This window comes from Paenibacillus sambharensis, from assembly GCF_003233845.1.
Lineage (GTDB): Bacteria > Bacillota > Bacilli > Paenibacillales > Paenibacillaceae > Paenibacillus_I > Paenibacillus_I sambharensis.
In genome coordinates, this window is record NZ_QKRB01000012.1 from 1 (window position 1) to 24319 (window position 24319).

The 24319-nt window shown below is 49.0% G+C and carries 20 protein-coding genes and 9 tRNA genes; 3 read left to right on the forward strand and 26 right to left on the reverse strand.

Annotated features, from left to right (window positions below; genetic code table 11):
- Window positions 1-381 precede the first annotated feature (381 nt).
- Window positions 382-969 carry a GDSL-type esterase/lipase family protein gene (locus DNH61_RS02065; protein ID WP_181438550.1) on the reverse strand — a complete coding sequence of 196 codons (588 nt, stop codon included), beginning with the start codon at window positions 967-969 and terminating at the stop codon, window positions 382-384.
- A 341-nt stretch (window positions 970-1310) separates the two neighbouring features.
- Between DNH61_RS02065 and DNH61_RS02070 the strand changes: the two genes are divergently transcribed.
- Window positions 1311-2231: a TraB/GumN family protein gene (locus DNH61_RS02070; protein WP_181438551.1), complete on the forward strand. Its 921-nt coding sequence runs from the start codon at window positions 1311-1313 to the stop codon at window positions 2229-2231.
- An 86-nt stretch (window positions 2232-2317) separates the two neighbouring features.
- Here the strand turns inward: DNH61_RS02070 and DNH61_RS02075 are convergent, their stop codons facing one another.
- The 5 genes from DNH61_RS02075 to trxB all read right to left on the reverse strand — a co-directional run bounded on the left by DNH61_RS02075 (window position 2318) and on the right by trxB (window position 6219).
- Complete coding sequence (locus DNH61_RS02075) at window positions 2318-3337, reverse strand: Gfo/Idh/MocA family protein (protein ID WP_111145058.1); 1020 nt, start codon at window positions 3335-3337, stop codon at window positions 2318-2320.
- Window positions 3338-3454: 117 nt separating this feature from the next.
- The gene (locus DNH61_RS02080) at window positions 3455-4000 is read right to left on the reverse strand and encodes an MOSC domain-containing protein (RefSeq protein ID WP_111145059.1); all 546 of its coding nucleotides are present in this window, start codon (window positions 3998-4000) and stop codon (window positions 3455-3457) included.
- Window positions 4001-4090: 90 nt separating this feature from the next.
- The gene (locus DNH61_RS02085; RefSeq protein WP_111145060.1) at window positions 4091-4570 is read right to left on the reverse strand and encodes a CBO0543 family protein; all 480 of its coding nucleotides are present in this window, start codon (window positions 4568-4570) and stop codon (window positions 4091-4093) included.
- Window positions 4571-4605: 35 nt separating this feature from the next.
- Window positions 4606-5061 (reverse strand): CBO0543 family protein, encoded by a 456-nt coding sequence (locus DNH61_RS02090; protein WP_146240923.1) that lies wholly within the window; start codon window positions 5059-5061, stop codon window positions 4606-4608.
- A gap of 213 nt (window positions 5062-5274) precedes the next feature.
- Entirely contained in the window at window positions 5275-6219 is a 945-nt protein-coding gene (gene trxB / locus DNH61_RS02095) for a thioredoxin-disulfide reductase (protein ID WP_111145062.1), read from the reverse strand.
- A 208-nt stretch (window positions 6220-6427) separates the two neighbouring features.
- On the opposite strand from trxB, the gene DNH61_RS02100 reads away from it, so the two are divergent.
- Complete coding sequence (locus DNH61_RS02100) at window positions 6428-6979, forward strand: YchJ family metal-binding protein (RefSeq protein ID WP_146240924.1); 552 nt, start codon at window positions 6428-6430, stop codon at window positions 6977-6979.
- Window positions 6980-7301: 322 nt separating this feature from the next.
- Window positions 7302-9020 carry a cellulase family glycosylhydrolase gene (locus DNH61_RS02105; RefSeq protein ID WP_111145064.1) on the forward strand — a complete coding sequence of 573 codons (1719 nt, stop codon included), beginning with the start codon at window positions 7302-7304 and terminating at the stop codon, window positions 9018-9020.
- Window positions 9021-9100: 80 nt separating this feature from the next.
- On the opposite strand, the gene ald is transcribed toward DNH61_RS02105, so the two are convergent.
- From ald to DNH61_RS02205, 20 genes are all read right to left on the reverse strand, one after another.
- Entirely contained in the window at window positions 9101-10237 is a 1137-nt protein-coding gene (gene ald / locus DNH61_RS02110; RefSeq protein ID WP_111145065.1) for an alanine dehydrogenase, read from the reverse strand.
- 361 nt (window positions 10238-10598) lie between these two features.
- A complete protein-coding gene (locus tag DNH61_RS02115) occupies window positions 10599-11774 on the reverse strand; it encodes an NAD(P)/FAD-dependent oxidoreductase (protein WP_111145066.1) in 1176 nt (391 codons plus the stop codon).
- Between the two features lie 33 nt (window positions 11775-11807).
- The gene (locus DNH61_RS02120; RefSeq protein ID WP_111145067.1) at window positions 11808-12248 is read right to left on the reverse strand and encodes a helical membrane plugin domain-containing protein; all 441 of its coding nucleotides are present in this window, start codon (window positions 12246-12248) and stop codon (window positions 11808-11810) included.
- Window positions 12249-12435: 187 nt separating this feature from the next.
- Window positions 12436-12852, reverse strand: coding sequence for a disulfide oxidoreductase (locus DNH61_RS02125; RefSeq protein WP_111145068.1), 417 nt, complete (start codon window positions 12850-12852; stop codon window positions 12436-12438).
- 191 nt (window positions 12853-13043) lie between these two features.
- Window positions 13044-15107: a glycosyl hydrolase gene (locus DNH61_RS02130; protein ID WP_111145069.1), complete on the reverse strand. Its 2064-nt coding sequence runs from the start codon at window positions 15105-15107 to the stop codon at window positions 13044-13046.
- Between the two features lie 18 nt (window positions 15108-15125).
- Window positions 15126-16760, reverse strand: coding sequence for an extracellular solute-binding protein (locus tag DNH61_RS02135; RefSeq protein WP_111145070.1), 1635 nt, complete (start codon window positions 16758-16760; stop codon window positions 15126-15128).
- The gene (locus DNH61_RS02140; protein ID WP_111145071.1) at window positions 16757-17500 is read right to left on the reverse strand and encodes a response regulator transcription factor; all 744 of its coding nucleotides are present in this window, start codon (window positions 17498-17500) and stop codon (window positions 16757-16759) included. The genes DNH61_RS02135 and DNH61_RS02140 overlap by 4 nt, the downstream gene beginning before the upstream one ends.
- 21 nt (window positions 17501-17521) lie before the next feature.
- Complete coding sequence (locus DNH61_RS02145) at window positions 17522-19285, reverse strand: sensor histidine kinase (protein ID WP_111145072.1); 1764 nt, start codon at window positions 19283-19285, stop codon at window positions 17522-17524.
- A 145-nt stretch (window positions 19286-19430) separates the two neighbouring features.
- Window positions 19431-20351 carry a carbohydrate ABC transporter permease gene (locus DNH61_RS02150; RefSeq protein ID WP_111145073.1) on the reverse strand — a complete coding sequence of 307 codons (921 nt, stop codon included), beginning with the start codon at window positions 20349-20351 and terminating at the stop codon, window positions 19431-19433.
- A gap of 18 nt (window positions 20352-20369) precedes the next feature.
- Entirely contained in the window at window positions 20370-21326 is a 957-nt protein-coding gene (locus DNH61_RS02155) for an ABC transporter permease (protein WP_111145074.1), read from the reverse strand.
- A gap of 70 nt (window positions 21327-21396) precedes the next feature.
- A complete protein-coding gene (locus DNH61_RS02160) occupies window positions 21397-23067 on the reverse strand; it encodes an extracellular solute-binding protein (protein ID WP_111145075.1) in 1671 nt (556 codons plus the stop codon).
- 197 nt (window positions 23068-23264) lie between these two features.
- Window positions 23265-23341, reverse strand: a tRNA-Pro gene (locus DNH61_RS02165).
- A gap of 56 nt (window positions 23342-23397) precedes the next feature.
- Window positions 23398-23472: transfer RNA gene (locus tag DNH61_RS02170), tRNA-Gly, on the reverse strand.
- Window positions 23473-23475: 3 nt separating this feature from the next.
- Window positions 23476-23562 (reverse strand) — tRNA-Leu (locus DNH61_RS02175).
- A 23-nt stretch (window positions 23563-23585) separates the two neighbouring features.
- Window positions 23586-23661: transfer RNA gene (locus tag DNH61_RS02180), tRNA-Thr, on the reverse strand.
- A 5-nt stretch (window positions 23662-23666) separates the two neighbouring features.
- Window positions 23667-23743, reverse strand: a tRNA-Asp gene (locus DNH61_RS02185).
- A gap of 11 nt (window positions 23744-23754) precedes the next feature.
- Window positions 23755-23831: transfer RNA gene (locus DNH61_RS02190), tRNA-Met, on the reverse strand.
- A 45-nt stretch (window positions 23832-23876) separates the two neighbouring features.
- A tRNA-Val gene (locus tag DNH61_RS02195) sits at window positions 23877-23952 on the reverse strand.
- An 8-nt stretch (window positions 23953-23960) separates the two neighbouring features.
- A tRNA-Glu gene (locus DNH61_RS02200) sits at window positions 23961-24035 on the reverse strand.
- A gap of 13 nt (window positions 24036-24048) precedes the next feature.
- Window positions 24049-24136, reverse strand: a tRNA-Ser gene (locus DNH61_RS02205).
- Window positions 24137-24319: the final 183 nt, after the last annotated feature.

The window sequence follows — 24319 nt, forward strand, 5'->3', positions numbered from 1 at the left end:
TCGTCCTGAGCCAGGATCAAACTCTCCATTAAAGTGACTTTCGATTTCGACCGAAGGTCGATGTCGAATGTGCACAGATGATGAAAGTTGACTTGCTCATTCTGTATTGCTTATCCATCATCCCATAAAGGTATGACAGGGCAGTTCGCTCGTTGTTCAGTTTTCAAAGAACAATTATTCCGTCTTGCTTGTTCTTGCTCTTCCCTGCCGTTTCTCTCGGCCGGAATAACAATATATCATGCAGACCGTTCAATAGCAATCGACAATGTTTTCCTGTCATTTAAGCCATGATTCACAAAATGTGAGATCGTTCTGCAATGTTTTATACTATACCACAGTGAGCATGATGAAGGCAAGTCCAGTTGTGATAGTTAGCTGTCCCTACATCAATTTCTCGGCCAGCGCCTTTTTGATAACTTCTGTCCACACCTTGTATCCCGCTTCATTAGGGTGCAGTCTGTCTTTCTTATAATACTTCGCATCTGGTCTCCCCTGAGCGTTAACCATGCGCCCAGCCAAGTCAATATAGTAGGCATCTTTATGCTTGTCGCAATAAGTTCTAATCAGCTTGTTAGCCATTCGCGCCTCATCCCACACCTTCCACCGAAGCTCGGTTGGCGTGATCGACACATAGAAAACAGGTATGCCCGGTAGACTGCGCTGTACTTGTTCAATGAAGATAACAGTATCCTTATATACCTCGCGGCCAGTTCTTGTTTTCCCCGGTATGCCGTTAATATCGTTTGTACCTGTAAAACAGACCACGGCTGTTGGATGAAAAGGCGTCACCAGCCTGTCGATATAATGAATCGCATCCCGAATCCCCGAACCACCAAAACCATGATTTATTGCCTTGAACGGAGACATATCTGATTCCAGCGTACGCCAAGCACGAATACTTGAGCTTCCGATAAACACAACCGCACCATGCGGGTAATGCCCCGCATAGCCGGCTTCGATACGTCGCACCTCCTTTTCCCACGGGTTAAGCTTAGCTGCTTCGTAAGTCGAATAGACGACCGGAGTCCAACTATGGAATACAGCGATAAAACCAACGGCGATAACGCACACGCATATACTGATCCATCTCTTGGTCCATTTCATAATGGGCTATTATGAGCATTCCGTACAATAATTATGCAGAACTTCACCCGTGGTCGTTACTTTGATACTCTAAATAATAATAATCACAACCTGATTAAACATTTTTACAAAAAAATATGCTACGCATTGGCAGCTCTTTCGTATAAAATGTATACGCTCTGTATCTACATTAAAAAGAGCGACACATCATAAGGAGGATGACCAAGGTGAAGAAGTTGTTTTACGCAGCATTATCAGTCGTACTATCTCTGGCACTCGTATTACCGGTGCCGCAAGCCGGGGCGGCAAAAAATACGTCTCCGGATGAATCCAAAGGATACCTTTGGAAGCTTGAAAAAGGCAAAAATACCGTTTACTTATTGGGTTCAATCCACGTGGCAACAGAAGAGATGTATCCATTAAGCTCTACTATTGAAAAGGCATTCGCTGAATCCGACAAGCTTGTTGTAGAAGCGGATATTGCGAATGTAGATGCAGAGCAGATGGCTAAGTATACGCTTGAGAAGGCCTCCTACCCGGAAGGTGAAACGCTGAAGGATCATATCTCACCCGAGCTCTACAGCCAGATTCAAGAGCTGCTGAAATCCGTCGGCCTGCCAGTTAATACGTTTGACCCTTATGAACCGTGGTATATCCAGATGGCCCTCACCAACCTGGTCGGCATAAGCGAAGAGTATACGAAGGTTGAAGGAATTGATCAATACTTCTTGAACCGCGCGGGTAAACGTGAGATTCTGGAGCTTGAAGGGGTAGAATTCCAGATCGATTATTTTGACAGCATGAGCCCTTCGTTTCAAGAAAAACTTCTGTACGACTCACTGAATAACCCGGCTTCAGGAAACGATGCACAGACGCTCGACACAATGGCGTTGGCATGGGAATACGGAGACCATGAAAGAATGCTTTCCGTGCTAAACTCCGCTTCTGCTTCATCCCAGGCCATGACATTGTACTATCAATACTTAAACGATGACCGTAATGTCGGAATGACCGAGAAGATCAAATCGTATCTGAATGACGGTTCCGGCGACACATATTTTGTAGTAGCTGGCTCAGCGCACTTCTTGGGCGATTCAAGTATTGTTAAGCTCTTGGAGAAGGATGGCTACAAGCTGACAAGACTCTAAAGACTTATTAGGACAGATAATCGCATCAAAGTCAAAGGGGCACCGTCCAGGACGGCGCCCCTTGTTGCTATTTTACATAGTACTTGTTACAGGGCAACCGTTCTCCCTGTTGCTTGCGATTCGAAGGCAGCGAGGATAACCTTCAGTGATTTCATGCCTTCCTCACCCGAGATGCTTGGTTCATTGCCTGTAAGAATAGAATCGACGAAAGCATCGATCACCCCGCTGCTCGTCTGGGCTTCATTCGTGGCAATAGCTCCAACACTATGCTTCTCAACTGAGCCGTCACGCAGCTCCACAATGACCTGGTCTACAGGGTCTGTGCCGATCATCATAACGCCGTTCTCACACCAGAGTACAGTGCTGTTGTCCTCTCCCTTGTAATACGTCCAGCTTGCAACAAGCGTACCGATCGCTCCGCTTCTCATGCGTACGATAGTCAGCGCATTGTCATCCACATCCGTATCGCCCTTATCTAGGGTGCTGATGAAGGATGACACTTCTGCAACCTCGTCGCCCAGCAGATAACGAACCAGGTCCGCCTTATGTACGCCAAGATCACCCATGGCTCCCATAACGGCATCCTCTTTGTTAAAGAACCAGCTGTTGCGTCCATCTACACTCCAGCCCTCTGGTCCCGGATGTCCGAATGAGGAACGGAAAGTGAGAACCCGGCCTAGCACACCGGATTCCAGTATCTGCTTCGCCTTGACATGAGGTGGCATAAGCCGTTGATTGTGACCGACCATCAGGAATACATTGTTCGCCTTGGCAGCTTCAATCATTGCCAGCGATTCTTCTTCCGTTGCAGCCATCGGCTTTTCCACCAGAACGTGGGCACCCGCATTGGCTGCAGCAATCGAAACGGGGGCATGCAGGGCATTCGGCAGACATACGCTGACCGCATCCGGCTTCTCCTTCTCAAGCAGTTCCTTATAATCGGTGTAAGCCTTAGCATTGTATTCATCAGCGAAGTGCTGTGATCGTTCGGCAACAATATCACAGAACGCGATGAGTTCAACATTAGAATTTGCAGCATATTCCGGAATGTGGCGGTATTTAGAGATCGAGCCGCAGCCAATCACGGCAACTTTAATTTTGGACATTTTTTCGCTCTCCTTTATCATTGGACATATTCTTCTCTTATCTTAGACATTCGCGTTGTTGTTGGCTATAGATAATCTTGTTGTAAATATCGACGTTTTTGGTGTGTATACAACTAGTTACTCCGGTATAAGTATTCTGAATAAGTCACCCCGGTTAATTGTACCCTCACGCTCCACCGAACAAACAATGCCCCTTCTCTTATAAGCCGCCTTGACAAAGTTTCTGCTTAGCTCCTGCCTTCCATACTGCTCGCCGATAATAAGACCTGGACCCGTGCAAGGCTCATTCTCACCCTCGCAGATCAGTCCGGTTCCATCTGGAAACAGCAGTCTGCTTCCACGTGGCAGCCCTGTAAGCCCTTCGAAGCCGCTGACCAGAATATTGGCGCCCAACCATTCAGCCCGTACCTCCGGCAGTCCCATCTTACTAGCGATTTCTTCACATTCCTCCGCCGAAACGATGCTGATCTGGCGTCTGTTAGCGATCATAGTCCCTCTAGGATACCAATTCTGCCGGACATCTGCAGGCACCATAATGCCGAAGTGACGGTCACCCGGAATGCCTCCAAGCTCCACATGAATAGTCTCAGCAGCAGTCGTAACAAAATAATCCTTGTGACTTGCGGCCATAACAGACACAATGCTCGCTATATGAGTTCTCATTGTCGTACCAACAGCTCCTTTATCCTTCCATCACCTCTACTTTACCATATTCATGCAGATGCCCTGCAACCCTCAACAAGCAAACTTGGCTCAACCGGCTTTTCCCTCCGGGTATCCATCGAAAAACCATTTGCAGAACAGATTTGTCAGCCAGAGTGAAACCAGAAGTGAGCTCCAGGTTAACCACCATCGCCAGTGGATGTAGTGAATCACATTGGTATGTGCTTCTAGCAACGCCTCAGCAGAGGTTAAAACCGAGCTGTAGATTATGTAGTACAGACACCTGCACAGCAAGGAAGACGAAGTTGGAAAGCGGGAGACAAACAAAGCAGAGACTGTAGGGAAAGCCATGAATTCATAAGTAAGACTGGCCCTGTTGCTATCTGGGACTTCCCGAACCGGATACACAATTAACCCTTGCTCTACCACCACCAGCCCCATTACGTACGTAATCATCTGCATGAATAAAAAAGCCGTGATGGCAGGCCTGATCTTGTCACGAGGGACCAGCCACAACAACAGCAAGGAAAAAATCCAGGCATAAATAAGAATATAATGTTCAGGCCTCATTTGCTGCCCCTCCCCCGGTCTCTACTGCCATCTTATCATTTAGCCTGGAACCAGGACATAAACCTGTTGACAGCAAACAAGATCACGATGAACGAAACCCAATCCGCAAACCAATAATAGCGGGCCGTCAAATCGATAAGCCGCGTAAAGCTGTCCAGCAGTAAATGTAAGCTCGCGAATATGCCGCTGCAAACCACCAGGGTCACGATCCCCGCCATTCTCATCCGCTCCGGTTTCCAGAGGATGTAATAACCCGTGAGGACGGGATAAACCACATTGGGCATAGTAAAACTGAGATCACTTGCAATGGGGAATTCTCGCAGCGGAAAAGTTACAATCTTAAAGTGTACGAGCAGCGTAACCTTGATCCACACCAGTATATGAGTGGCAAAGCAAGCCATTATGAAAGTCCGCAGCTTCCTTCTGGGTACAAGAAGCAGGACAGAACCAGGCAGCAGAATCCATAATGTGACTAAAAGCCATCTGTCCATTGACATTCCAATCGTTCCTTATGACGGATTGGCTTATACAAAGCCAGCTTTATCGTAAACCAAATGACTGCATATTATTCCAGCAGCTGGTCGACGGGCAAAAAAAAGACCCAGAGCTGGTGCTCCGGGTCCTCCTGTCAAACCATCCTTAAGTTCCTAAAGTTCCTAACCTTACATACCGTGATCCTTGTTCGTCTATCTGTAATTTATATACTAGAAAGCTGCTGCTTTACTGTGCACATCTTCCAGATAGTGCTCACAGTCTATAGCAGCCTTGCAGCCAGAACCAGCTGCCGTAATGGCCTGGCGGTAACGGCTGTCCTGCACATCTCCACATGCGAACACACCTGGCACATTGGTTTCAGAGGTCCCGGGCTTCACAATCAGATAGCCGCCATTATCGGTCTCCAGCTGGCCCCCAAGGAAGCCGGTGTTTGGTGTATGGCCAATCGCGATGAAGATGCCTTCCGCTTCAATGAACTCCTCTTCCCCGCTCGTATTATTGCGCACCTTAAGACCGGTTACACCCAGTGGTCCGGAGACAACTTCAAGCGGAGTACGGTCAATAGACCAGCTAATCTTATCGTTCGCCCGTGCACGATCCTGCATAATTTTGGAGGCGCGCAGCTCAGAACGCCGGTTTACAAGCACCACCTCTGAAGCAAATCGGGTCAGGAAGACAGCTTCCTCCATGGCGGAATCCCCGCCGCCGACGACGATTATTTTTTTATCGCGGAAGAAAAATCCGTCACAGGTCGCACAGGTGCTGACACCGCGGCCGACATTTTCCCGTTCACCCGGAATGCCCAAGTATTTAGCTGATGCCCCAGTCGATACGATGACCGTCTCAGCCAGGATACTCTCAGATCCCTCTAAATGGATAGCAAATGGACGTTTAGACATATCGACTGTGTTGACCCAGCCCGAACGAAACTCTGCCCCGAACCGCTCGGCCTGCTGCCGCATATTCGCCATCAGCTCCGGTCCCATAATGCCTTCCGGAAAGCCTGGAAAATTCTCAACTTCTGTCGTGGTGGTTAGCTGTCCCCCCGGCTCCGGTCCTTCGATAACAAGCGGATTCATATTTGCACGAGCCAGATATATGGCCGCCGTTAATCCACCAGGGCCTGTTCCGATAATAACTGCTTTATACGTCATAAGACGTCCCCTCCCCCATTCCTGCCCACTATATTAAATTAAGTCTAAATATTATTGTAAGAACATCATACTATCGGCAGGAAATCACTGCATGAAGAAAAGATGAAGATTGGGTGGGGAATGTGTGAAACTTAAAAAATCACTAAAGTTGGTAGGAGCTCTGGGCCTTTGGTGCTATAATCACTTGGCCATTACAAATTCTACATAATTGGAAGGACGGTTTAATCTCGTGTTTTGTACATCTTGTGGAACTAAGCTGGAAGAGAACGCACCTAACTGCTCCTCATGCGGAGCGGCAACAACGCCTCCTGTCCCCAGAATGCCCGCCCATCAAGAGCATATTACGGCTCCCTTCTATAAGAAGCCTGCATTCCTGGCAATTGCAGTGCTTGTGCTGATTGCAGGCTTCTTTCTTCTAAGGGACAGCGGCGGCTCAATGTCTACTCCGGAAGGAACAATCAAAGCCCTTGTCAATGCGCTAGATGACGCGGACATCAAGACAATTGCCTCCCTGTATGCACCCGAAGAACAACCAGACGCAGCTGAGCTGGAAGAGGCTGAAGAGTTTTTAAACGGCATGATGGAAGATGTGAAGTTCGACAACTTAGAAATAATTGATGTTTCAGTTGACGGGGACAAAGCTCATGTGGAGTACCGTGTAGATGTTTCGTTTATGGGCGAGACGAATACCGATAAGGATGTTTCAGACCTTATTAGAATTAACGGAAAATGGTATATTGATGATTCATTCGCTTTTTAAGCCAACAGAGAAACCGGACTGCAGCCTAAGCAGTCCGGTTTCTTATTCAGTCATGATGTACTCTTTATTGTCATTCGTTGTCGAAGTCCAAAATATTACATGAACTCTCGTCTACTTTTTAGGGTATTTTCAAGAGAGCCGGCTATGATACGATTTTCTAGCAAGCGCTTACAAGGCGAAAATGGAGGTGCAATTGTTTACGCAAATGAGAAAGTTGAAGTTTAAGCAGCTTCTTTGTGAAAACGGTATCAAAGTATTGGACACAAGCATTAAAGTACCCGCTATCCACTAACAAATACTGTTCTAAAGGAGACCTTCATTTATGACGACAACGAAAACCAAAGCACTATTCTCAATGGTTATCGCTACCGTACTGCTGATCTCATCATTTGCTTCCGCTGCCTCTGCAGCTTCAGACAGCAAGCAAGGGCCGAAGAACAAGAGTGCTATCCAGTCTTATGTCGAAGCCATGCAGCCGGGCTGGAATTTGGGCAATACACTTGATGCGACAGGAGAAGATGAAACCTCGTGGGGTAATCCGCGTGTTACCCAGGAGCTTATTAATCAGATTGCAGCAGAAGGCTATAACAGCATCCGTATTCCAATCACCTGGGACCAGCGGCTGGGCGCCGCACCCGACTATACCATCAATCCTGATTTTATGAACCGGGTTGAGGAGATTGTTAATTGGGCGCTTGAAGCCGACCTGTATGTCATGATTAACCTTCATCATGATTCCTGGATGTGGGTTAACCGCATGCAGCAGGAGCATGACCAGGTATTGGCTCGCTACAATGCGGCATGGACACAAATTGCCGACCGCTTCAAGAACCACCCTGACAAACTGATGTTCGAGAGCATTAATGAGCCGCGCTTTACCGACGGCTGGGGAGCTGAAGACCCTGTCCACTTTGAGCTTCTGGAAGAGCTGAACACTTCCTTCTATCACATTGTGCGCAGCTCGGGCGGCAACAATGACGAGCGGCCGCTGGTCCTTCCAACACTTGAAACCGCCACCGCTCAACACAATCTGGATGAGCTTTACGATACTATTACTGCACTGAATGATCCAAATCTCATTGCAACGGTCCATTATTACGGCTTCTGGCCATTCAGCGTTAACATTGCAGGCTATACACGCTTTGAGCAGGATACGATGAACGATATCACAACCACATTCGACCGTGTCCATGACACACTCATAGCAAGAGGAATACCTGTCGTTCTTGGGGAATTCGGATTGCTTGGCTTTGACAAAAACACGAATGTGATTGAGCAGGGCGAGAAGCTGAAATTCTTTGAATTTCTAATCCACTATCTCCAGCAGAAGAAGATCACCCATATGCTGTGGGATAACGGACAGCACTTGAACCGCAATACCCTTAAGTGGAATGATCCTGAGCTGGTTGCCATGATGAAGGCAAGCTGGAAGGGACGCTCAGCAACTGCTGAGACAGACCAGATTTTCTTGAAGCAAGGAGACAAGTTCAAGGATGTTAAGGTACAGCTGCAGTTAAACGGTAATAAACTCACTGGCCTTTCGGTAGATGGTAAGAAACTGCGCAAGGGCAAGGAATATGTGCTGAACGGCGATGTCCTGACCTTGAAATCCTGCCTGCTCTGTACACTTACGAATAAAGGCAAGGAAACAGGCAAGCATGCCGAAATTATTGCCCACTTCAACAAAGGCGCCGACTGGAGATTCAATGTAATCACCTATAACACGCCGGTTCTGAAGCAGTCTGCGGGTACGACCAGCGATTTCTCGATTCCGACTGCCTTCAACGGTGACCGCCTGGCAACCATGGAAGCCGTATACGAAGCCGGCGGCAATGCAGGACCGCAAAACTGGACTTCCTATAAGGAGTTCGGCCACACCTTTAATCCATCTTATGAAACTAACGAAATTACTCTTCTGCCAGCCTTCTTCAATGAAGTACAGGACGGTAAAGTGGTGCTGACGTTCCACTTCTGGAGCGGCGAGAAGATTACCTACACCATTACGAAGAGCGGCACAACTGTAACCGGCCAAGCCTCTTAAGCCTGAATCCAGTCATTCACGTAATAAACCGCCATTCTCATCAGAGAGTGGCGGTTTATTAACTATTTTACCTTGATCCACTAGGCAGATTCCTGGAAATTAGAACCCAGCACCCTATGAAGGTCCGTATAGGCATAGCCATGTGCCTCTGCAACAGCCTTGTAGGTGACCTGACCTTCGATGATGTTAACACCGCTCGCAATAGCGCTGTTGTCTTGTGCAGCCTGCCGGATATGCTTAGTGGCAATTTGCAGACCATATGGAGTCGTAACATTCGTAAGAGCGATTGTGGAAGTCTGTGCTACAGCCCCTGGCATGTTTGCGACAGCATAATGGATGACACCGTGGCGTTCGTAGGTCGGATTGTCATGCGTTGTTATTCTATCTATCGTCTCAATTGAACCCCCTTGATCAATAGCCACATCCACAATGACAGAACCTCGCGCCATCGTCTTCACCATGGATTCCGTCACCAACCGTGGTGCCCGAGCTCCAGGGATTAATACGGCCCCCACTACAAGGTCTGCTTGTGCTACAGCTTCAGCAATATTATGAGGACTGGACATCAAGGTCTTCATCCTCCCCTGAAACTGGTCATCAAGCTGCCTAAGACGATCCGCGTTAATATCCAGTATGGTAACATCTGCCCCAAGACCTAACGCCAATCTTGCGGCATTCGTTCCAACGATTCCACCTCCTATTACCGTCACCTTACCCGGCGCCACACCTGGAACACCGCTTAGCAAGACGCCTTTACCCCCGCTTGCCTTCTCCAAAAACCTGGCCCCGATTTGAATGGACATTCTTCCGGCCACCTCGCTCATGGGCGTTAACAGCGGCAGGCTTCCGTTATCCAGCTGTATAGTCTCATATGCAATGGCTGTAACCCCTCTCTCAACCAGAGCCCGGGTCAGGCCTTCTTCTGGAGCTAGATGAAGGTAGGTGTACAGCAGCAATCCGGGGCGAAAATAGCCATATTCCTCGGGAAGCGGTTCTTTAACCTTAACGACCATGTCAGCAGACCAAGCGTCCTCTGCAAGCGGTACGACTCGGGCCCCTGCGGCACAATAATCTAGATCGGTGTATCCGATCCTCTCACCACAACCGCTCTCTACCCACACTTGATGTCCAGCCTGAACGTAAGAAAGCACAGAACCAGGTGTCATCCCGACACGGCATTCATTATTCTTGATTTCCTTCGGAACACCAATCAGCATTCCAATCTCCTCCTCAGACAACCAGATCACATTCATGTAAGATTTGCTTACATAAAATACACTAACACAAAGTTGTTTATGGATAAACCTCCAAATATTATAAATTATTGAACATAGTTCAACTCTCACGTTATGTAATGTCACATATACTTTAATCTTAATACGCTGCACAAAAAGACTGTCCAAGCAGCTTCCTGCTGGAACAGTCTACTATGTCTTACGTAGGACGCTTAATCTTTATAAGGTGACTTCCAATTTCCCATTTGCTTAAGACGATTTCGGGTGAATCAAAAAGGAACGCCACAGAAGACTTACCTGCTTCTGTAGCGTTCCAGTATGACCGTTCATCATTATCGTTAGATTAGTGTGTGAGGGAGAACAATCCGCCGATATGCGATAAATACCGCACGTTGCTCATCTCTTTCATTGCGGATGCCGGGAAGCCCTTCAGCTCTGTCTTGGTAGCGCCGATCGTAGCCACTCCATCCCGTCTGCCAAGGCTGGCAAGCACGCCTGAGAATACCGGCTGGAAGGTCTCCATTGGAGCTTGGCGAATGCTGGCAAACAGGTTGTAGCCAACCGCTTCACCCATCTGCCAGGCCAGCTGGGCAGATGGCGGATAAGGCCTGCCTTCTGGACCCATTACAACAGCACTGTCTCCCGCCAGGAAGATATTGGAATGAGAAGTCGACTGGAGATACTCATTCACCATCGCTCTTCCGCGTGCCGCTTCGATACCGCAGTCCGCTACTACCGGATTGCCCTGAACACCGCCTGACCATACCAAGGTCCCTGTTTCAATTGCCGTGCCGTCCTTAATAAATACCGTACCGTCTTTAAACTCCGTAATAGGCTGCCCCGTAAGGAAGGTTACGCCGCGCTTCTCCAGGCTCGACTTTGCCCGCTCAACCAATACAGCTGGAAAACCTGCCAGAATGGAAGGACCCGCTTCCACACAATACAGCGAGACATCTTCGCGGCTGATCCCGTACTTGCGGCACATCTCAGGCATTTCATCCGCGAACTCACCAACCAGCTCAACACCCGTCAGCCCGCCGCCGCCGACAACGATGGTTGCATCGGACTTCCGTTTGGTTCTGGCATATTCGGCCAGCTTGCCTTTCACATGGCTGCGGATGCGGTTGGCATCTTCTATCGATTTCAGTGTAAAGCTGTTCTCCTGCAGCCCTGGGATGCCGAAGAATGCCGTCTCGCTGCCGAGAGCGACTACGAGCTGGTCGTAGCTGAGCGAACGTCCGCCCCCAACCCATACCCGGTTCTGATCCGGGTCAATACGCTCAACCGATGTGAGCATCAGGTTGATGGACTTACCTTTCAGCAGCTTATCAAGCGGCAGCCCAATTGCCTTCTCATCAATGTTTCCAGCCGCCAGGCGATGAAGCTCAGTCACGATCTGATGCGCATTATCGCGGTTGACAAGCGTTATCTCAGCTTCCTGTGGTGACAAGTATTTTCTAGCCGTAAGCGCACTTAACAGCCCGCCGTAACCCCCGCCAAGTATCACAATCTGTTTCATATCCATATCCCCCTATATAAGAAATGAAGCCGTTTAGCGAGCATTCTCCCGCTCATTCGTAACCGCCAGGAATGCACGCAGGAAGCGGAACATCTTCTGGGCTTGCGGATCGTTCATCATTTTCAACAGGCCGAATACACCAATCTTGTCCGTTTCTGTCTCAGCTCTGTCTTTTGCCTCTATTGCAGCTGATGCAATTCCTTTCGCACCGTCGACTACCGGCATAACCATCTCGTTGAACCCGCCCTTTACATCGTTTACAAAGACGGGATCGTTAGCCAGCGTATTCAGCAAAGTATACAAGTCAGCAAGCTTGCCGGCTGCTTCTGTCAGACGCGGAAGATTATCCATAAGTGCGACCAAGGACTGCTGGACCTCGGGCTTCGACAGCTGTACAAGGATTTGTGCAAGATCCTGGGTTGTCTGCTGTTCTTTGTCCGCACCTGGCGTCTGAATCGTTTCTGCAACGTTCATAAGTAAATAACACTCCTCTGATGAAAAATAATGACCCCATTATTACATGTGACTATTTTCACAACTGTTTTCTATCATAATACCGGATGCTGTAGCCGTCAATAATCATTTACAAAAAAAGAGAGCTTCGCTCCCCAATGTACCAATAGACTATTGTTCATGCTAGGCTTCTCTTATCAATTGAAGTTTACCGCGACAGCCGCTGTGCTCTCAGCAGGGCAACCAATATCATCAGGAAAGCAGTCAGCGCCAGCATCGGTATTGTAATAAAGCCGAACCAATCCAGATAATCGCCTCTGCAGGGAACAGGACCGCAAGCGGCAATATCAAGGTTCCGGGGCAGCTTCTGAATGATGGTATGGTAGAGCGAGAAGGCGGCCCCGATCACGACCAGCGGTATTACATAGGGGATAATGAGCGGACTATTCTTCGCAGAAGCGATACCAAGCAGAATCGTGAGGGGGTACATGAAGATACGCTGAAACCAGCACAGGCTGCAGGGCATGAACTGCATAACCTCGCTTAAATAAAGGCTGCCAACTGTCGCAAGCACGGAAACAGCCCACGCGCCAAATAAATAAGTACTCACTCGTTTATCGTGCATATTTGCAATCTTCCCTTCCTTAAATCAGCAGTCTACTTCTATTTTGCACGCTCCCTCCCATTTGGACATGACCCGATAGGGCTATATAGTCCGATTCTTTTTACAGACACAAACAAGCCCCTCTTAAGCTTGCTTTAACGCATGCTGAAGAGGAGCCTGCGACAGACGGTGCTGCCGATTGTAGCTTATTATTACTCTACACGGATACCGTCCAGATACAAGGTGCTCTTATCGGCCGAACTGCCTTCCTGCTTATTCACATAGATACCGAATGACCGGATATCCTTCAGGTTATCGGCATTCATTGTCTTGCCTGCATTAGCAGTATCCCACGGAGCAGGCTTAAATTCGCCAAACGGAATTTCCACCCATCCCGCATCAGTGCCAGTCAGCGATGGATACGCTTCAAACGATATCCCGCTTGCATTGATCTGAAGAACAAGCTTATTACCGCTTCCATCCGGCTTCAGCCAGAGCTTCAGCTTACCTGCTCCCGACCAGTCGACACCCTCCATATTCTTGACTTGGCCTGCGTACCCTTGCCCGCTTACGCTGTAGTCAAACCTCATGCTGTATTTCCCTTCCGCTGTGGTCTCAGACTCCAGTTTAATGGAGCTTGGATCTCCAGCCGGACTGTAGGCCATATCCAGAAGCTCATTGCTGCCCTTATACGTTTCGAATAGATCCACTATTCGCGGGTCTTTCGTTTCCGGTGTATCGCTGATAAAGACTTGTATAGTCTCGGATATCACGGTGCCATTCCTGGCATAGGATTTTACCGTAAGCAGTACACCGGATTCATCAAGCTCCTTTCCAGGTATCCAGTCTGCCGTATAATAAAACCCTTCTCCATCCGGCTGCATCTTGTATTCCTTCTTCTCATCTCCCACCTGATAGGTAACCTTGCATTCCTTCTGATCCAGCACGCGTGCCCGGATGGTCGTCGCCTTCGTGGCCGGGATTGTCTGCATGCCGGTTGGCGTTGCAATGTGGAGGAAAGGCTGCTTGCCCGCTGCCTTCACCTTGTTCGTATAAGCCCCAGTTACATCACGGATGAATGCCGTATAAGGGTCTTGATAGTACGCTTCAAAATCAGGAAGCAGCTCATGATCGCCCAGTCCGCCCGGAGCATTGCGGTAGGGAACAAAGATATTGTCGGTGTTAAAATTCGCCCACGTCAGCATATAAGCCATCCGCTTGGCATCCGGGTCAGATTTCAGTGCTGCAATCAGCTTCGTGAAGAAGGCAAGGTCCTGAGTGCCGGTCGGCTTCACCCCTGAATAGCCAAACTCCGTAAAAGCCGCCACTTTGCCTCGGGCATCCGCGAGCTGTGAGACCAGCTTCGCATCCTGCACCACGGTATCAAACCAGCCGGCGCTGGAGCCGTCATAATACGTATCAAAGCCCAGAATATCAACGTACTCATCACCAGGATAAGTCTCAAGGAACACAGCCGTGTCCCCATTGAACGGACTGCCTGGGGAGAAGGCATACAGGAAGTTATGCACATCCTTCTTGTCTCTCAAATATTCCACCGTATAGCGATAAATCTCAATATACTGTTCCTTGGTCCGGTAAGGTGCACCCCACCAAAACCAGCCGCCATTCTGCTCATGGAACGGCCTGAATATAACGGGGATATGCTTGCCCTTATCGTCCTTCAGATTATTGGCAAAGTCCGCAATCATATCGAGGTAGTCATTGTAGGCGGCATGCTTGTCCCCGACAGGCAGGATGCGGGATACGACCTTCCCCTTTGTATCGTAGAAATCATTGCCCGTCACAAAGTTCGGCATATGTGCACTCAGCGCAAGTACACCTCCCGCTTCGTGAGCCGATTTCATCACCCGGATCAGATTGTCACGATTCTGTTCTCTTGTATTGGACCAGGAGCCCGGCTTCTCATCACCAGCTAGGCTGAGGGTGTCCCAGCCAAACATGCCGGGGAGCTCGCCCACCGCCCGCTCTACCTCCGATTCCGTTCCGTCTTTAGCCGAGATTGATAGCCCCTCTGTTGTCGCGTGCTGATGACCGAAGAGCACCTGCTTGCCCCGTATGCGGTTCAGATAGGCCAGCAGCGATCTAGTCTCAGGCGTCGCTTCCGCATCGGCAAAATACATCGTCTTTGCTCGGTCCTTCGCCTTCCCTTTAGAAGCGCTTACAGAAACGCTAGAAGCTGCATCAACACCTTGAATCATCATGGGAACCGCCAATACCACCGTTAAAAGCATCATAATCGCTTTACGCCTACTCATTGTGTATCCTCCTCTTTCTTATTGCCAATCGATCTGGCGCTTACGGATCTTCTCCTCCAACTCACTCATCCATCCCTTAACATCAAGGCTGTGCACTGCCTTGACATACTCCTGCCAATGTTGATCAAACTCACTCTTCGATTCAGCTACCACCATCTGCGGGGGGAACCGCTTGTTCAAATCATTCAGCTTCTGGTCGAATACCTTAGCCTCATCTGAAAGCTCAATGCTCCAGGCTGGAAAATAAACGCGTTTCGGATCGGGGGGATCGAACAGCTCCTCATAGGTCTGCACCCCGTAGGCCGCAAGCAGCTCCTTGTCCACTTCTGAATACTCCGCTTGAATCTCCTCCGGCTGAGTGGCCGGATCATAGCTGTTGCCGTCTGGCCTCGTTCCGGATGAGCCAGGCCAGAAATACAAAATATCTCCGCTGAGACGCAGCCTGTTGCGCTTATTATGCAGCCATGCTCTCTGCTCTTCGGTCCGGTAGAACCTGCCCTCTCCGCTGATCTGATACTGCTGGCCTTCGATTCCCCAATAACGGAGCAGCTGAGTCTCTTCCCTGGCCATATAATCAACAAATTTGATCGCGCGGACCGGATCCTCGCAGGCAATCGATAGACCAAGCCCGATACCGTAATTCATTGTCACATTCTCCAGATATTCAGCACGGGTATCCGCTTCAAAGGTCAGCTGCAGAGGGGCATACATCTCCTCAAATTTTCCCGCTTCTTTCAGTGTCAGCTGAGCCTCCTGGATCTGCCAGGACTGATCGAACATCCCTAATACTCTCCCGCTTGCAAGCTTCTCCAGATACTGCTCATACGTCATAACGAATGCTTCAGGATCGACCATGCCCTCCAGAAACATATCATTAAGCTTATTGTAATAGCGCCCTGTGATCGCTTCATCCGTCTGATAGAAGTGCAAGTTTCCCGCTGCCGGATCAACCATTACCCGGGAATCATTAGGTCCTCCAGCCAGGAACTGCATAGCAGTCGTCAGGGTAAAATTGCGGATATCGTAAGTCAAAATTTCAAAAGGAATTGTCGGCTGTCCTTCATAGGATGGATGTCTATGCCAGTAATCCCGAAGCAGCTCCACATACTCGTCAAAGGTCTTGATAACCGGATAGCCGGCCTCCTTGAGCACCTTCTTCTGAACCCAAAATGCAGCATTAATCCACCTTGTATGCTTCCCCGTCGGGACAGAGAGCGGCAGCGTATAGATATGGCCATCCTCAGCTTTTAGCCTTTCCCAGTAAGGCGCATACAGACGCTGCAGATTAGGAGCGTGAGTCTGGATCAAATCCTCAAGCGGAATGAGCGCTTTCGCCTCAAGCAGACGATAGGTCTTGTCACCGCCATAGATAAAATCAGGATAATCCTTGCCGGCAATCATTACACCCAGCTTCTGGTCAATCTCACCGACAATCCGTTCATACTGAATCGTAACGCCTGTCTGCTGCCTGATCGCCTCACTAATAAGTGTATGTTCCGGTACACTGTCACCCGGTGCATTAAGAAAATATCGGAAAGTAACCAAGTCTTGACGATCCGGTTTCCCGCCTGTGTTCTCCGAGCATGAAACCATGAGTATCAAGCTTAACAGGCAGCTTGCTGACAGGAACAATCCAGCGATTCTGCTCCTCATTGAACGCAGCCCCTGATGCTTGACCGGTACTGGGAAGGGGTAACACCGGTTCGCTTTTTGAACTGCTGCACGAAATAGTCATTATCTTTATAGCCGACATCCAGGCCGATCTCATAAATTTTCTTGGCTGTTGTCGCGAGGAGACGCTGCGCCTGCTCCATCCTGGTCTGATGGACATAATCGTTGAAATAGACGCCTGTCGTCTTCTTGAACAGCTGTCCAAGATAGATAGGGTGCATATAAAGCTGGGCTGCAATATCCTTGATCGTGATGGTATAAGAATATTTGTCTTGTATGTAACGGATTACGTCCCCAACCGCACCGCTTGCCGACAGGTGAGACGGAAGGGACTTCGGCAGAAGCGCTTCTCTGTCGAGACGCTGCTTCGCACGATGCAGCGCCTCAGCAAGCTGCTCCTCATCAAGCGGTTTAAGCAGGTAGTCAACAGCCCCAAACTTCAAAGCACCTTTTACATAATCGAACTCACTATAGCCTGATATCACGATAAACTGGCAGTCAATCCGCCCCGATACTTCCATCATGAGCTCGAGCCCGCTTAAGACAGGCATGCGTACATCGGTTACCACCAGATCCGGCTTCTCCTCCTCAATTAGTCTCAAACCCTCGCGGCCATTCTCCGCTTCGCCGCACAGAAGAAAGCCGCAGCCCTCCCAGGATATAATCCGCTTCATGCCTTCCCGCATTTTCGGTTCATCCTCTACCAGAAGCGCTCTGTACACAGGCCTGCCTCCTTCTCCAGGTTAACCCAGCTTCTCTACTGGGAAAATCATGGTCACAACGGTCCCCTTGTCGGGACCAGAACGATAATCCAACGCAAAGTCTTTCAGATAGTAGAGCTTCAGCCGGTTATATACGTTCCGGATCCCGATATGACGGCCCTGGTTGAGCACATCCGTCCTCATCGCTTGCGATATTTCCTTAAGCTTCTCTTCCGATATGCCCGGCCCGTTATCCCGGACTACGATTCGTATAGCATCCACTTCCCGTATCCCGACGATCTCAATGAATCCAGCCTCTTCCATCCGCTCAATCCCGTGAATGCAAGCGTTCTCAACAATAGGGAGAACACTCATCTTGGGTATTTGCACATCCAGGAGGGACGGCTCCATATCAAATTTATATTCCAATCTGTCTTCGAAGCGGAACTTCTGGATCTCCAGGAAGTCTTCGATATAGGAGAGCTCCTCACGGAGCGGGACAGTATCGCTTCCCCACGTAATCGAACGACGAAAGCTGCGGGCCAGCCGGTTAATAACAAGCGCAGTCTCCTGCTCCCCCTTCATCAAGCTGTTCATACGAATTGTCTCCAGCGTGTTGAACAGGAAGTGGGGATTAATCTGGCTCTGCAGAGCGTTCAGTTGGGCCTGTCTGCGTCCAAGCTCAGCTTCATACACATCCCGGATTAGCAGACTGATCTGCGCTGTCATCCTGTTGAATTCACCTGTAAGCTGGCCAATCTCATCGTTGGCCTGTTCCATCTCAGGGAGATCAAAATGCTGGTTCTTCACCTGCTTCATCTGCTTCCACAGCCTAACGATTCTCGCATTAAGTGAGCGCGACAGCACCATAATAATGAGACCAGGAAGAATTAGATTGGCTAAGGTTAAATAAACAAAGGACAGTTTGGACTGCTGCATGGCACTGTCAATCTGCTCCCGCGGATAGATGCCGATCAGCTTCCACCCGCTCAGATAATTGACATTGTCAAAGGAAGTAACCAGACTAACATTCTTGCTGTCATTCATACTGGGAATAAGTGATTCGGATGAACCGTTAGAGGCGTACAGAACTTCCCCGGAACCACCCGTTAGATAAAGCTCGCCCAGCGGGAAGGTGTTCCGCAGCGTTTCTTCCGCAAACTGTGGAAAAATATCAATCTTAAGCAATTTTACATGCGAGCCGCTCTTTCGAAAGAAATCCAGCTTTCGGATAATGCTGGTGTACGGCTGGTCCCAGGCAGTTGAGAAGCCAACTTCAACTTTGCCGCCTGCAGGAGGAAGGTTTGTGTGCAATAGCAGTTCTCCGATAACCTTTGCCGAATGGACCTTACGGTACCATTCCTCTTCAGCCGTATGCTGGTCGATAAGCTTTAAGACACCTGAGCTGACCAGCGTCTCATTATCCGTGTAGAAGGTCGCGTTATAAAACTGCTTGTTCAGCGACACGTAGCGGGTAATGGCATTTTTAACAACACGGTCATAGGCAGAGAGCATCTCATTGGTTGATTCGTAATGATGATCCAGCGCCTCGCTCAGCTCGCTGTCGGTGTACAGCATAGATGAGATACCGACAATGGATTCCAGCCCTTTGCGGTACGCTTCCTTCCCCTTTTCCAGCGCATGCTTCAGGTCTGTGATTTTCTGTGCACGAACATTATCAGCGGTAATCGTATAGAAGATCAGATTGGTCATAATCATGGGAATAAATACAGCTACGCCATACAGAATCAGCAGCTTGTTGCGGAGCCGGATATTGTTCCACCGCTTTAACAGACGTGAATACAACGCACCCTCCCCCGCCCCTACTGTATACGCTTTCAGATTAAGCTAACATACGGGTGTATTTGTTATGATATTATACCAATATTATAATAACAATATCCATTAATGGTAAAGAGGCCAAGCGGCCTATTTGTTCCGTATGACACTTTCACTCCTTTACTCCTCCAAGGGTCATTCCCTTCACAAAATACTTCTGAAGAAACGGGTACACGAACAGGATGGGCAGTGTAGCCAGCATGGTAATGGCCGCGCGCATCGATGTCGGTGTAACCTGATTCGCGTCCGCATTCTGATTATTCAGGAAAGCAGAGGTTGCGGAAGAGCCTATACTCATATTCGCTGACTGCAGCTTCTTCAACAGTTCATACTGCAGAGTAGACAGCTGGACATTAGATGAGTTATACAGAAACGTATCAAACCAATTGTTCCATTGACCTACCGCTACAAACAATGAGACCGTTGCAATGGCGGGCATGCAGAGCGGAAGGATAATCCGGATAAAGATGCCAAAATCGTTAGCTCCGTCTATTTTTGCTGATTCCACCAGGCTCTCCGGGAGACCTTCTATGAATGAACGCATGACAATCAGATTAAAGGCACCCACCAGCCCCGGAATGATATAAACCCAGAATGAATTGGTAAGGCCCATGCTTTTGATAAGCATATAGACGGGAATCAGTCCGCCGCTGAAATACATCGTCAACACAAACAGCAGAGAAATGGCACCGCGCAGCATAAATTCCGGACGGCTTAGGGTGTAGGCGAGCATGGCAGTACAAAATACACTGGTGACTGTGCCAATCACCGTACGCAGAACCGAAATCATAAAGGCGTGGTAAATAATGCTGTCCTTCAGGATCACTTCATAGTTATAAAGTGTGAAGGCACGCGGCCATATAAAATTGCTGCCAAGTGTCGTATCCACTGCCTCATTAAGGGAAACTGCAGCCATATTTGCGAAGGGATACAGGGTTACCACCATAAGACAGAGCAGTAAAGCCGAGTTAAAGATATCAAACCATGTCCAGCGGAATTTGACCGCTCTTCTGGCTCCTGTCGCTGCTTTCATATTGTATGCCTCCTTTCGCTAGAATAGCCTGGAATGCCCCATCCGCTTCGCCAGTTGATTCGCCGACACCAGCAGAATGATACAGATTACCGATTTGAAAATACCTGCAGCCGTGGCGAAGGAATAACGGGACAGATTAATTCCATACTTCAAGACGTAAATGTCTATTGTCTCCGCATAATCCACAACCATCGTGTTCATCAGCAGATACTGCTGCTCAAAGCCTGCATCAAGCAGTCTTCCGATATTCATAATCAATAATATAGCAATCAGCGGCACCATACTGGGCAGGGTTATGCTCCACATCTTACGAAACCTTCCGGCACCGTCAATCTCGGCAGCTTCATAGAGTGACGGATTGATCATCGCCATTGCAGCCAGATAGATGATGGCATTCCAGCCGACTTCCTTCCATACGTTAGAGATGCCGATCATCCACCAGAACGCCTTAGGCTCAGACAGCAGCAGGATGGGTTCTTTTATAATGTTCAGCTGAAGCAGTACAGCATTAACGACTCCATCAAGGGAGAACACTGTCATAATCAGGTTAGCTGCCACAACCCAAGAGATGAAGTGAGGCAAATAGCTGATCGTCTGTACAAAACGCTTAAACAGCAGCTTGCGTACTTCATTTAACATAAGGGCAAGCGTAATCGAGCTGACAAATCCGAACACAAGATTGATCACACTCATGGCCAGTGTATTGCGCAGCACCTGAATGAACATCTCATCTTGAAACAGCTCCCGAAAGTGGGTTAGGCCCACCCATTCGTTGTTCATAATGCTCGTTCCGAGCTTATAGTTCTGAAAAGCCATCAGCCATCCCCACAAAGGCATATAATTAAAGATGAACACATAGCCTACAAACGGGACCGACATCAGCAGCAGCAGCTTCTGCTGCTTTATTCTTTTCCACAAAACAGCGGTTCTGCCTGCTCTGGGCTTCACTGCTGGACGATGAACCTTCAATTCCATAGTGATCCTCCTGACAGTAGAGCAGGGTCATGGCTATGACCCCGCTGCGGTTTGCTGCGTACAGCTTGCGTTACCAATTCTCCATCCTGTCCTTTACATGCTTCGTATGATAAGCCATCCATCCCTCGACATCGAGTTTGTTTACGGCCTTCACATATTCATCCCAAATGGCATTGAACTCATCCTTTGACTTTGCCACTACCATTTGAGGGGGATACTTGCGGTTCAGATCGCCAAGCTTTTGGTCAAACAGCTTCATGTCCTCCGTCAATTCAATACTCCAGAGCGGAAAATATTTACGCTTCGGATTTGCGGGATTGAACAGCTCAGGATAGGTTTTAACACCGTATGCCTTCAGAATCTCTCTGTCCGTATCCGAATAGCCTGCTGCAATTTCCTCCGGCTGCTCCCCAGGCAAATAGTTATTGCCATCAGGCAGTGTACCGGCTGCATTCGGGTAAAACCATAGTATTTTTCCGTCCCAGCCAAGAGCATTCTCGCTGATCTCAAACCATTTGCGCTGTTCTTCTGTACGGTAAAATCGGCCGTTCTCGTCTACCTTGTAATCCTCGTCCTTCACTCCCCAACTTCGGAGAATCTGCATTTCGTCCGTCGCAAGCTGATCGATAAACTTAATCGTCCGCACGGGATCCTTGTTATCAACAGACATACTCCAGCCAATTCCGTAGTTGATAGACGGGACATCCAGATAATCTCCGGGAATGCTATCATCGAAGGTCAGCTGCAGTGGCGCATACATCCGGTCCAGTTTTCCCTGCTGCTTCAATGCCTGTGTCGCATCCTGGAACTGCCAGGACTGGTCATGCATACCGAGTACCCTGCCGCTGGACAGCTTCGCGAGATATTGATCATAGTTCATGACAAAAGCTTCTTTATCAATCAGTCCCTCATTCCACATCTCATTGAGCTTTTCATAATAACGCTTGGACACGTTCTCGTCAGTCTGATAAAAGTTCAGGTCCCCCGTCTCCGGATCCACCATGGCCCGTGAATCATTGGGACCGCCGGCAAGAAACTGCATGGCTGTCGTCAAGGTGAAGATGCGCCAGTCGTAAGTTAGAATAGCGAAGGGAACGGTATCCTGCCCGTCAATTTGCGGATATTTCTTGGCGTATGCTTTCAGCACATCGACATATTGATCGAAGGTTGTGATTTTCGGATACCCGGCATCCTTAAGCACATCCTTCTGAATCCAGAAAGCAGCATTCACCCATCTGTTCGGCTGGCCTGTCGGCACAGAATTCGGGAGGGCATAAATATGACCATCTGCAGCCTTTATCCTGTCCCAGTAAGGCTCATAGAGCTTCTTCAGAGTCGGAGCGTGTTCCTCAATCAGATCCTCAAGCGGCAGCAAGGCACCGGCATCAATAAGCTTGGAGGTTCTGTCACCGGCATAAATCATATCGGGATATTCTCCACCTGCAATCATGACACCCAGCTTCTGCTCGATCTCACCAACCAGCCTTTCATACTTGACTGTCACACCAGTCTTCTCAGCGATCAGATCACCTAGCTTGAAATGCTCGGGAACATTATCCCCTGGCGCGTTCAAGAAATACGTCAACGTAATGGGTTCATTCTCGTTAGTTGTCGAGCTCTTAGTAGTCCCCGCAGGCTCTTGTTGAGACGGGCTGCTGCTAGTGTTCGAACAGGCAGCAAACATAACGACCATCATGGATGCAGCTAAAATACACGATGTAAACGCTTTTATTTTTTTCAACTTAGAAAGCCTCCCCTTTCGTATTTACAACTTGAATTATAAAGAAACAGGGAGAAAAGGAGCACCGGGCAAACCTAAGCAACGTACGGGGCAAATCAAAGAGGATAATTTATGTATGCGGAAATCAATGTAAAACACAAAAAAACCACTATCCATTGGTCTACATTGACCAATAATAGTGATTGTCTTAGAAAAGATGGTCGGGACGACACGATTTGAACATGCGACCCCCTGGTCCCAAACCAGGTGCTCTACCAAGCTGAGCTACGTCCCGATATAAACTTGCATATGGTTTACCCATCAGGGAACAATAAAACCCTGGAGTAATAATGGAGCGGAAGACGGGAATCGAACCCGCGACCCTCGCCTTGGCAAGGCGATGCTCTACCGCTGAGCCACTTCCGCATATGGTGCGGTCGAGAGGACTCGAACCTCCACGGCTGTTACACCACTAGAACCTGAATCTAGCGCGTCTGCCAATTCCGCCACGACCGCATATCATATTGTTGCTGTAAAGATGGTGCCGGCGAGAGGACTTGAACCCCCAACCTACTGATTACAAGTCAGTTGCTCTACCAGTTGAGCTACACCGGCATAAATGGCGGAGCCGACGGGATTCGAACCCGCGGTCTCCTGCGTGACAGGCAGGCATGTTAGGCCTCTACACCACGGCTCCGCGAAATTATTTGGTTGCGGGGGCAGGATTTGAACCTGCGGCCTTCGGGTTATGAGCCCGACGAGCTACCGGGCTGCTCCACCCCGCGTCGTTAAAGTTACCAGGTTAGCAAAAACCCGATAAAAGCTGTTCATGGTGGACGCTGACGGGATCGAACCGCCGACCCTCTGCTTGTAAGGCAGATGCTCTCCCAGCTGAGCTAAGCGTCCAAGATAAATGGTGACCCGTAGGGGATTCGAACCCCTGTTACCTCCGTGAAAGGGAGGTGTCTTAACCCCTTGACCAACGGGCCGAGTAATATAGAACGGAGAGAGAGGGATTCGAACCCTCGCACCACTTGCGCAGTCTAACCCCTTAGCAGAGGGTCCCCTTGAGCCACTTGGGTATCTCTCCAGATCAGAAGCGTCAGAGTTAATCTTCATCCTGTCCGGAATTCGATTAATAACGTTCTTACACCCTGAAAACCGGATGCGAATGAAGTTGTAGAACTTAGCTGGTTTGTTTGTTCTTAATAGGATAAGCCCTCGACCGATTAGTATTCGTCAGCTGCACGCATTGCTGCGCTTCCACCCCGAA

Excerpts from the sequence above, each read along its gene's own strand:
- DNH61_RS02075 (WP_111145058.1), bottom strand. The coding sequence starts at position 3,337 with ATGTCCAAAATTAAAGTTGCCGTGATTGGCTGCGGCTCGATCTCTAAA.
- DNH61_RS02080 (WP_111145059.1), bottom strand. The coding sequence starts at position 4,000 with ATGAGAACTCATATAGCGAGCATTGTGTCTGTTATGGCCGCAAGTCAC.
- DNH61_RS02085 (WP_111145060.1), bottom strand. The coding sequence starts at position 4,570 with ATGAGGCCTGAACATTATATTCTTATTTATGCCTGGATTTTTTCCTTG.
- DNH61_RS02090 (WP_146240923.1), bottom strand. The coding sequence starts at position 5,061 with ATGGACAGATGGCTTTTAGTCACATTATGGATTCTGCTGCCTGGTTCT.
- trxB (WP_111145062.1), bottom strand. The coding sequence starts at position 6,219 with ATGACGTATAAAGCAGTTATTATCGGAACAGGCCCTGGTGGATTAACG.
- DNH61_RS02105 (WP_111145064.1), top strand. The coding sequence starts at position 7,302 with ATGACGACAACGAAAACCAAAGCACTATTCTCAATGGTTATCGCTACC.
- ald (WP_111145065.1), bottom strand. The coding sequence starts at position 10,237 with ATGCTGATTGGTGTTCCGAAGGAAATCAAGAATAATGAATGCCGTGTC.
- DNH61_RS02115 (WP_111145066.1), bottom strand. The coding sequence starts at position 11,774 with ATGAAACAGATTGTGATACTTGGCGGGGGTTACGGCGGGCTGTTAAGT.
- DNH61_RS02120 (WP_111145067.1), bottom strand. The coding sequence starts at position 12,248 with ATGAACGTTGCAGAAACGATTCAGACGCCAGGTGCGGACAAAGAACAG.
- DNH61_RS02125 (WP_111145068.1), bottom strand. The coding sequence starts at position 12,852 with ATGCACGATAAACGAGTGAGTACTTATTTATTTGGCGCGTGGGCTGTT.
- DNH61_RS02130 (WP_111145069.1), bottom strand. The coding sequence starts at position 15,107 with ATGAGTAGGCGTAAAGCGATTATGATGCTTTTAACGGTGGTATTGGCG.
- DNH61_RS02135 (WP_111145070.1), bottom strand. The coding sequence starts at position 16,760 with ATGAGGAGCAGAATCGCTGGATTGTTCCTGTCAGCAAGCTGCCTGTTA.
- DNH61_RS02150 (WP_111145073.1), bottom strand. The coding sequence starts at position 20,351 with ATGAAAGCAGCGACAGGAGCCAGAAGAGCGGTCAAATTCCGCTGGACA.
- DNH61_RS02155 (WP_111145074.1), bottom strand. The coding sequence starts at position 21,326 with ATGGAATTGAAGGTTCATCGTCCAGCAGTGAAGCCCAGAGCAGGCAGA.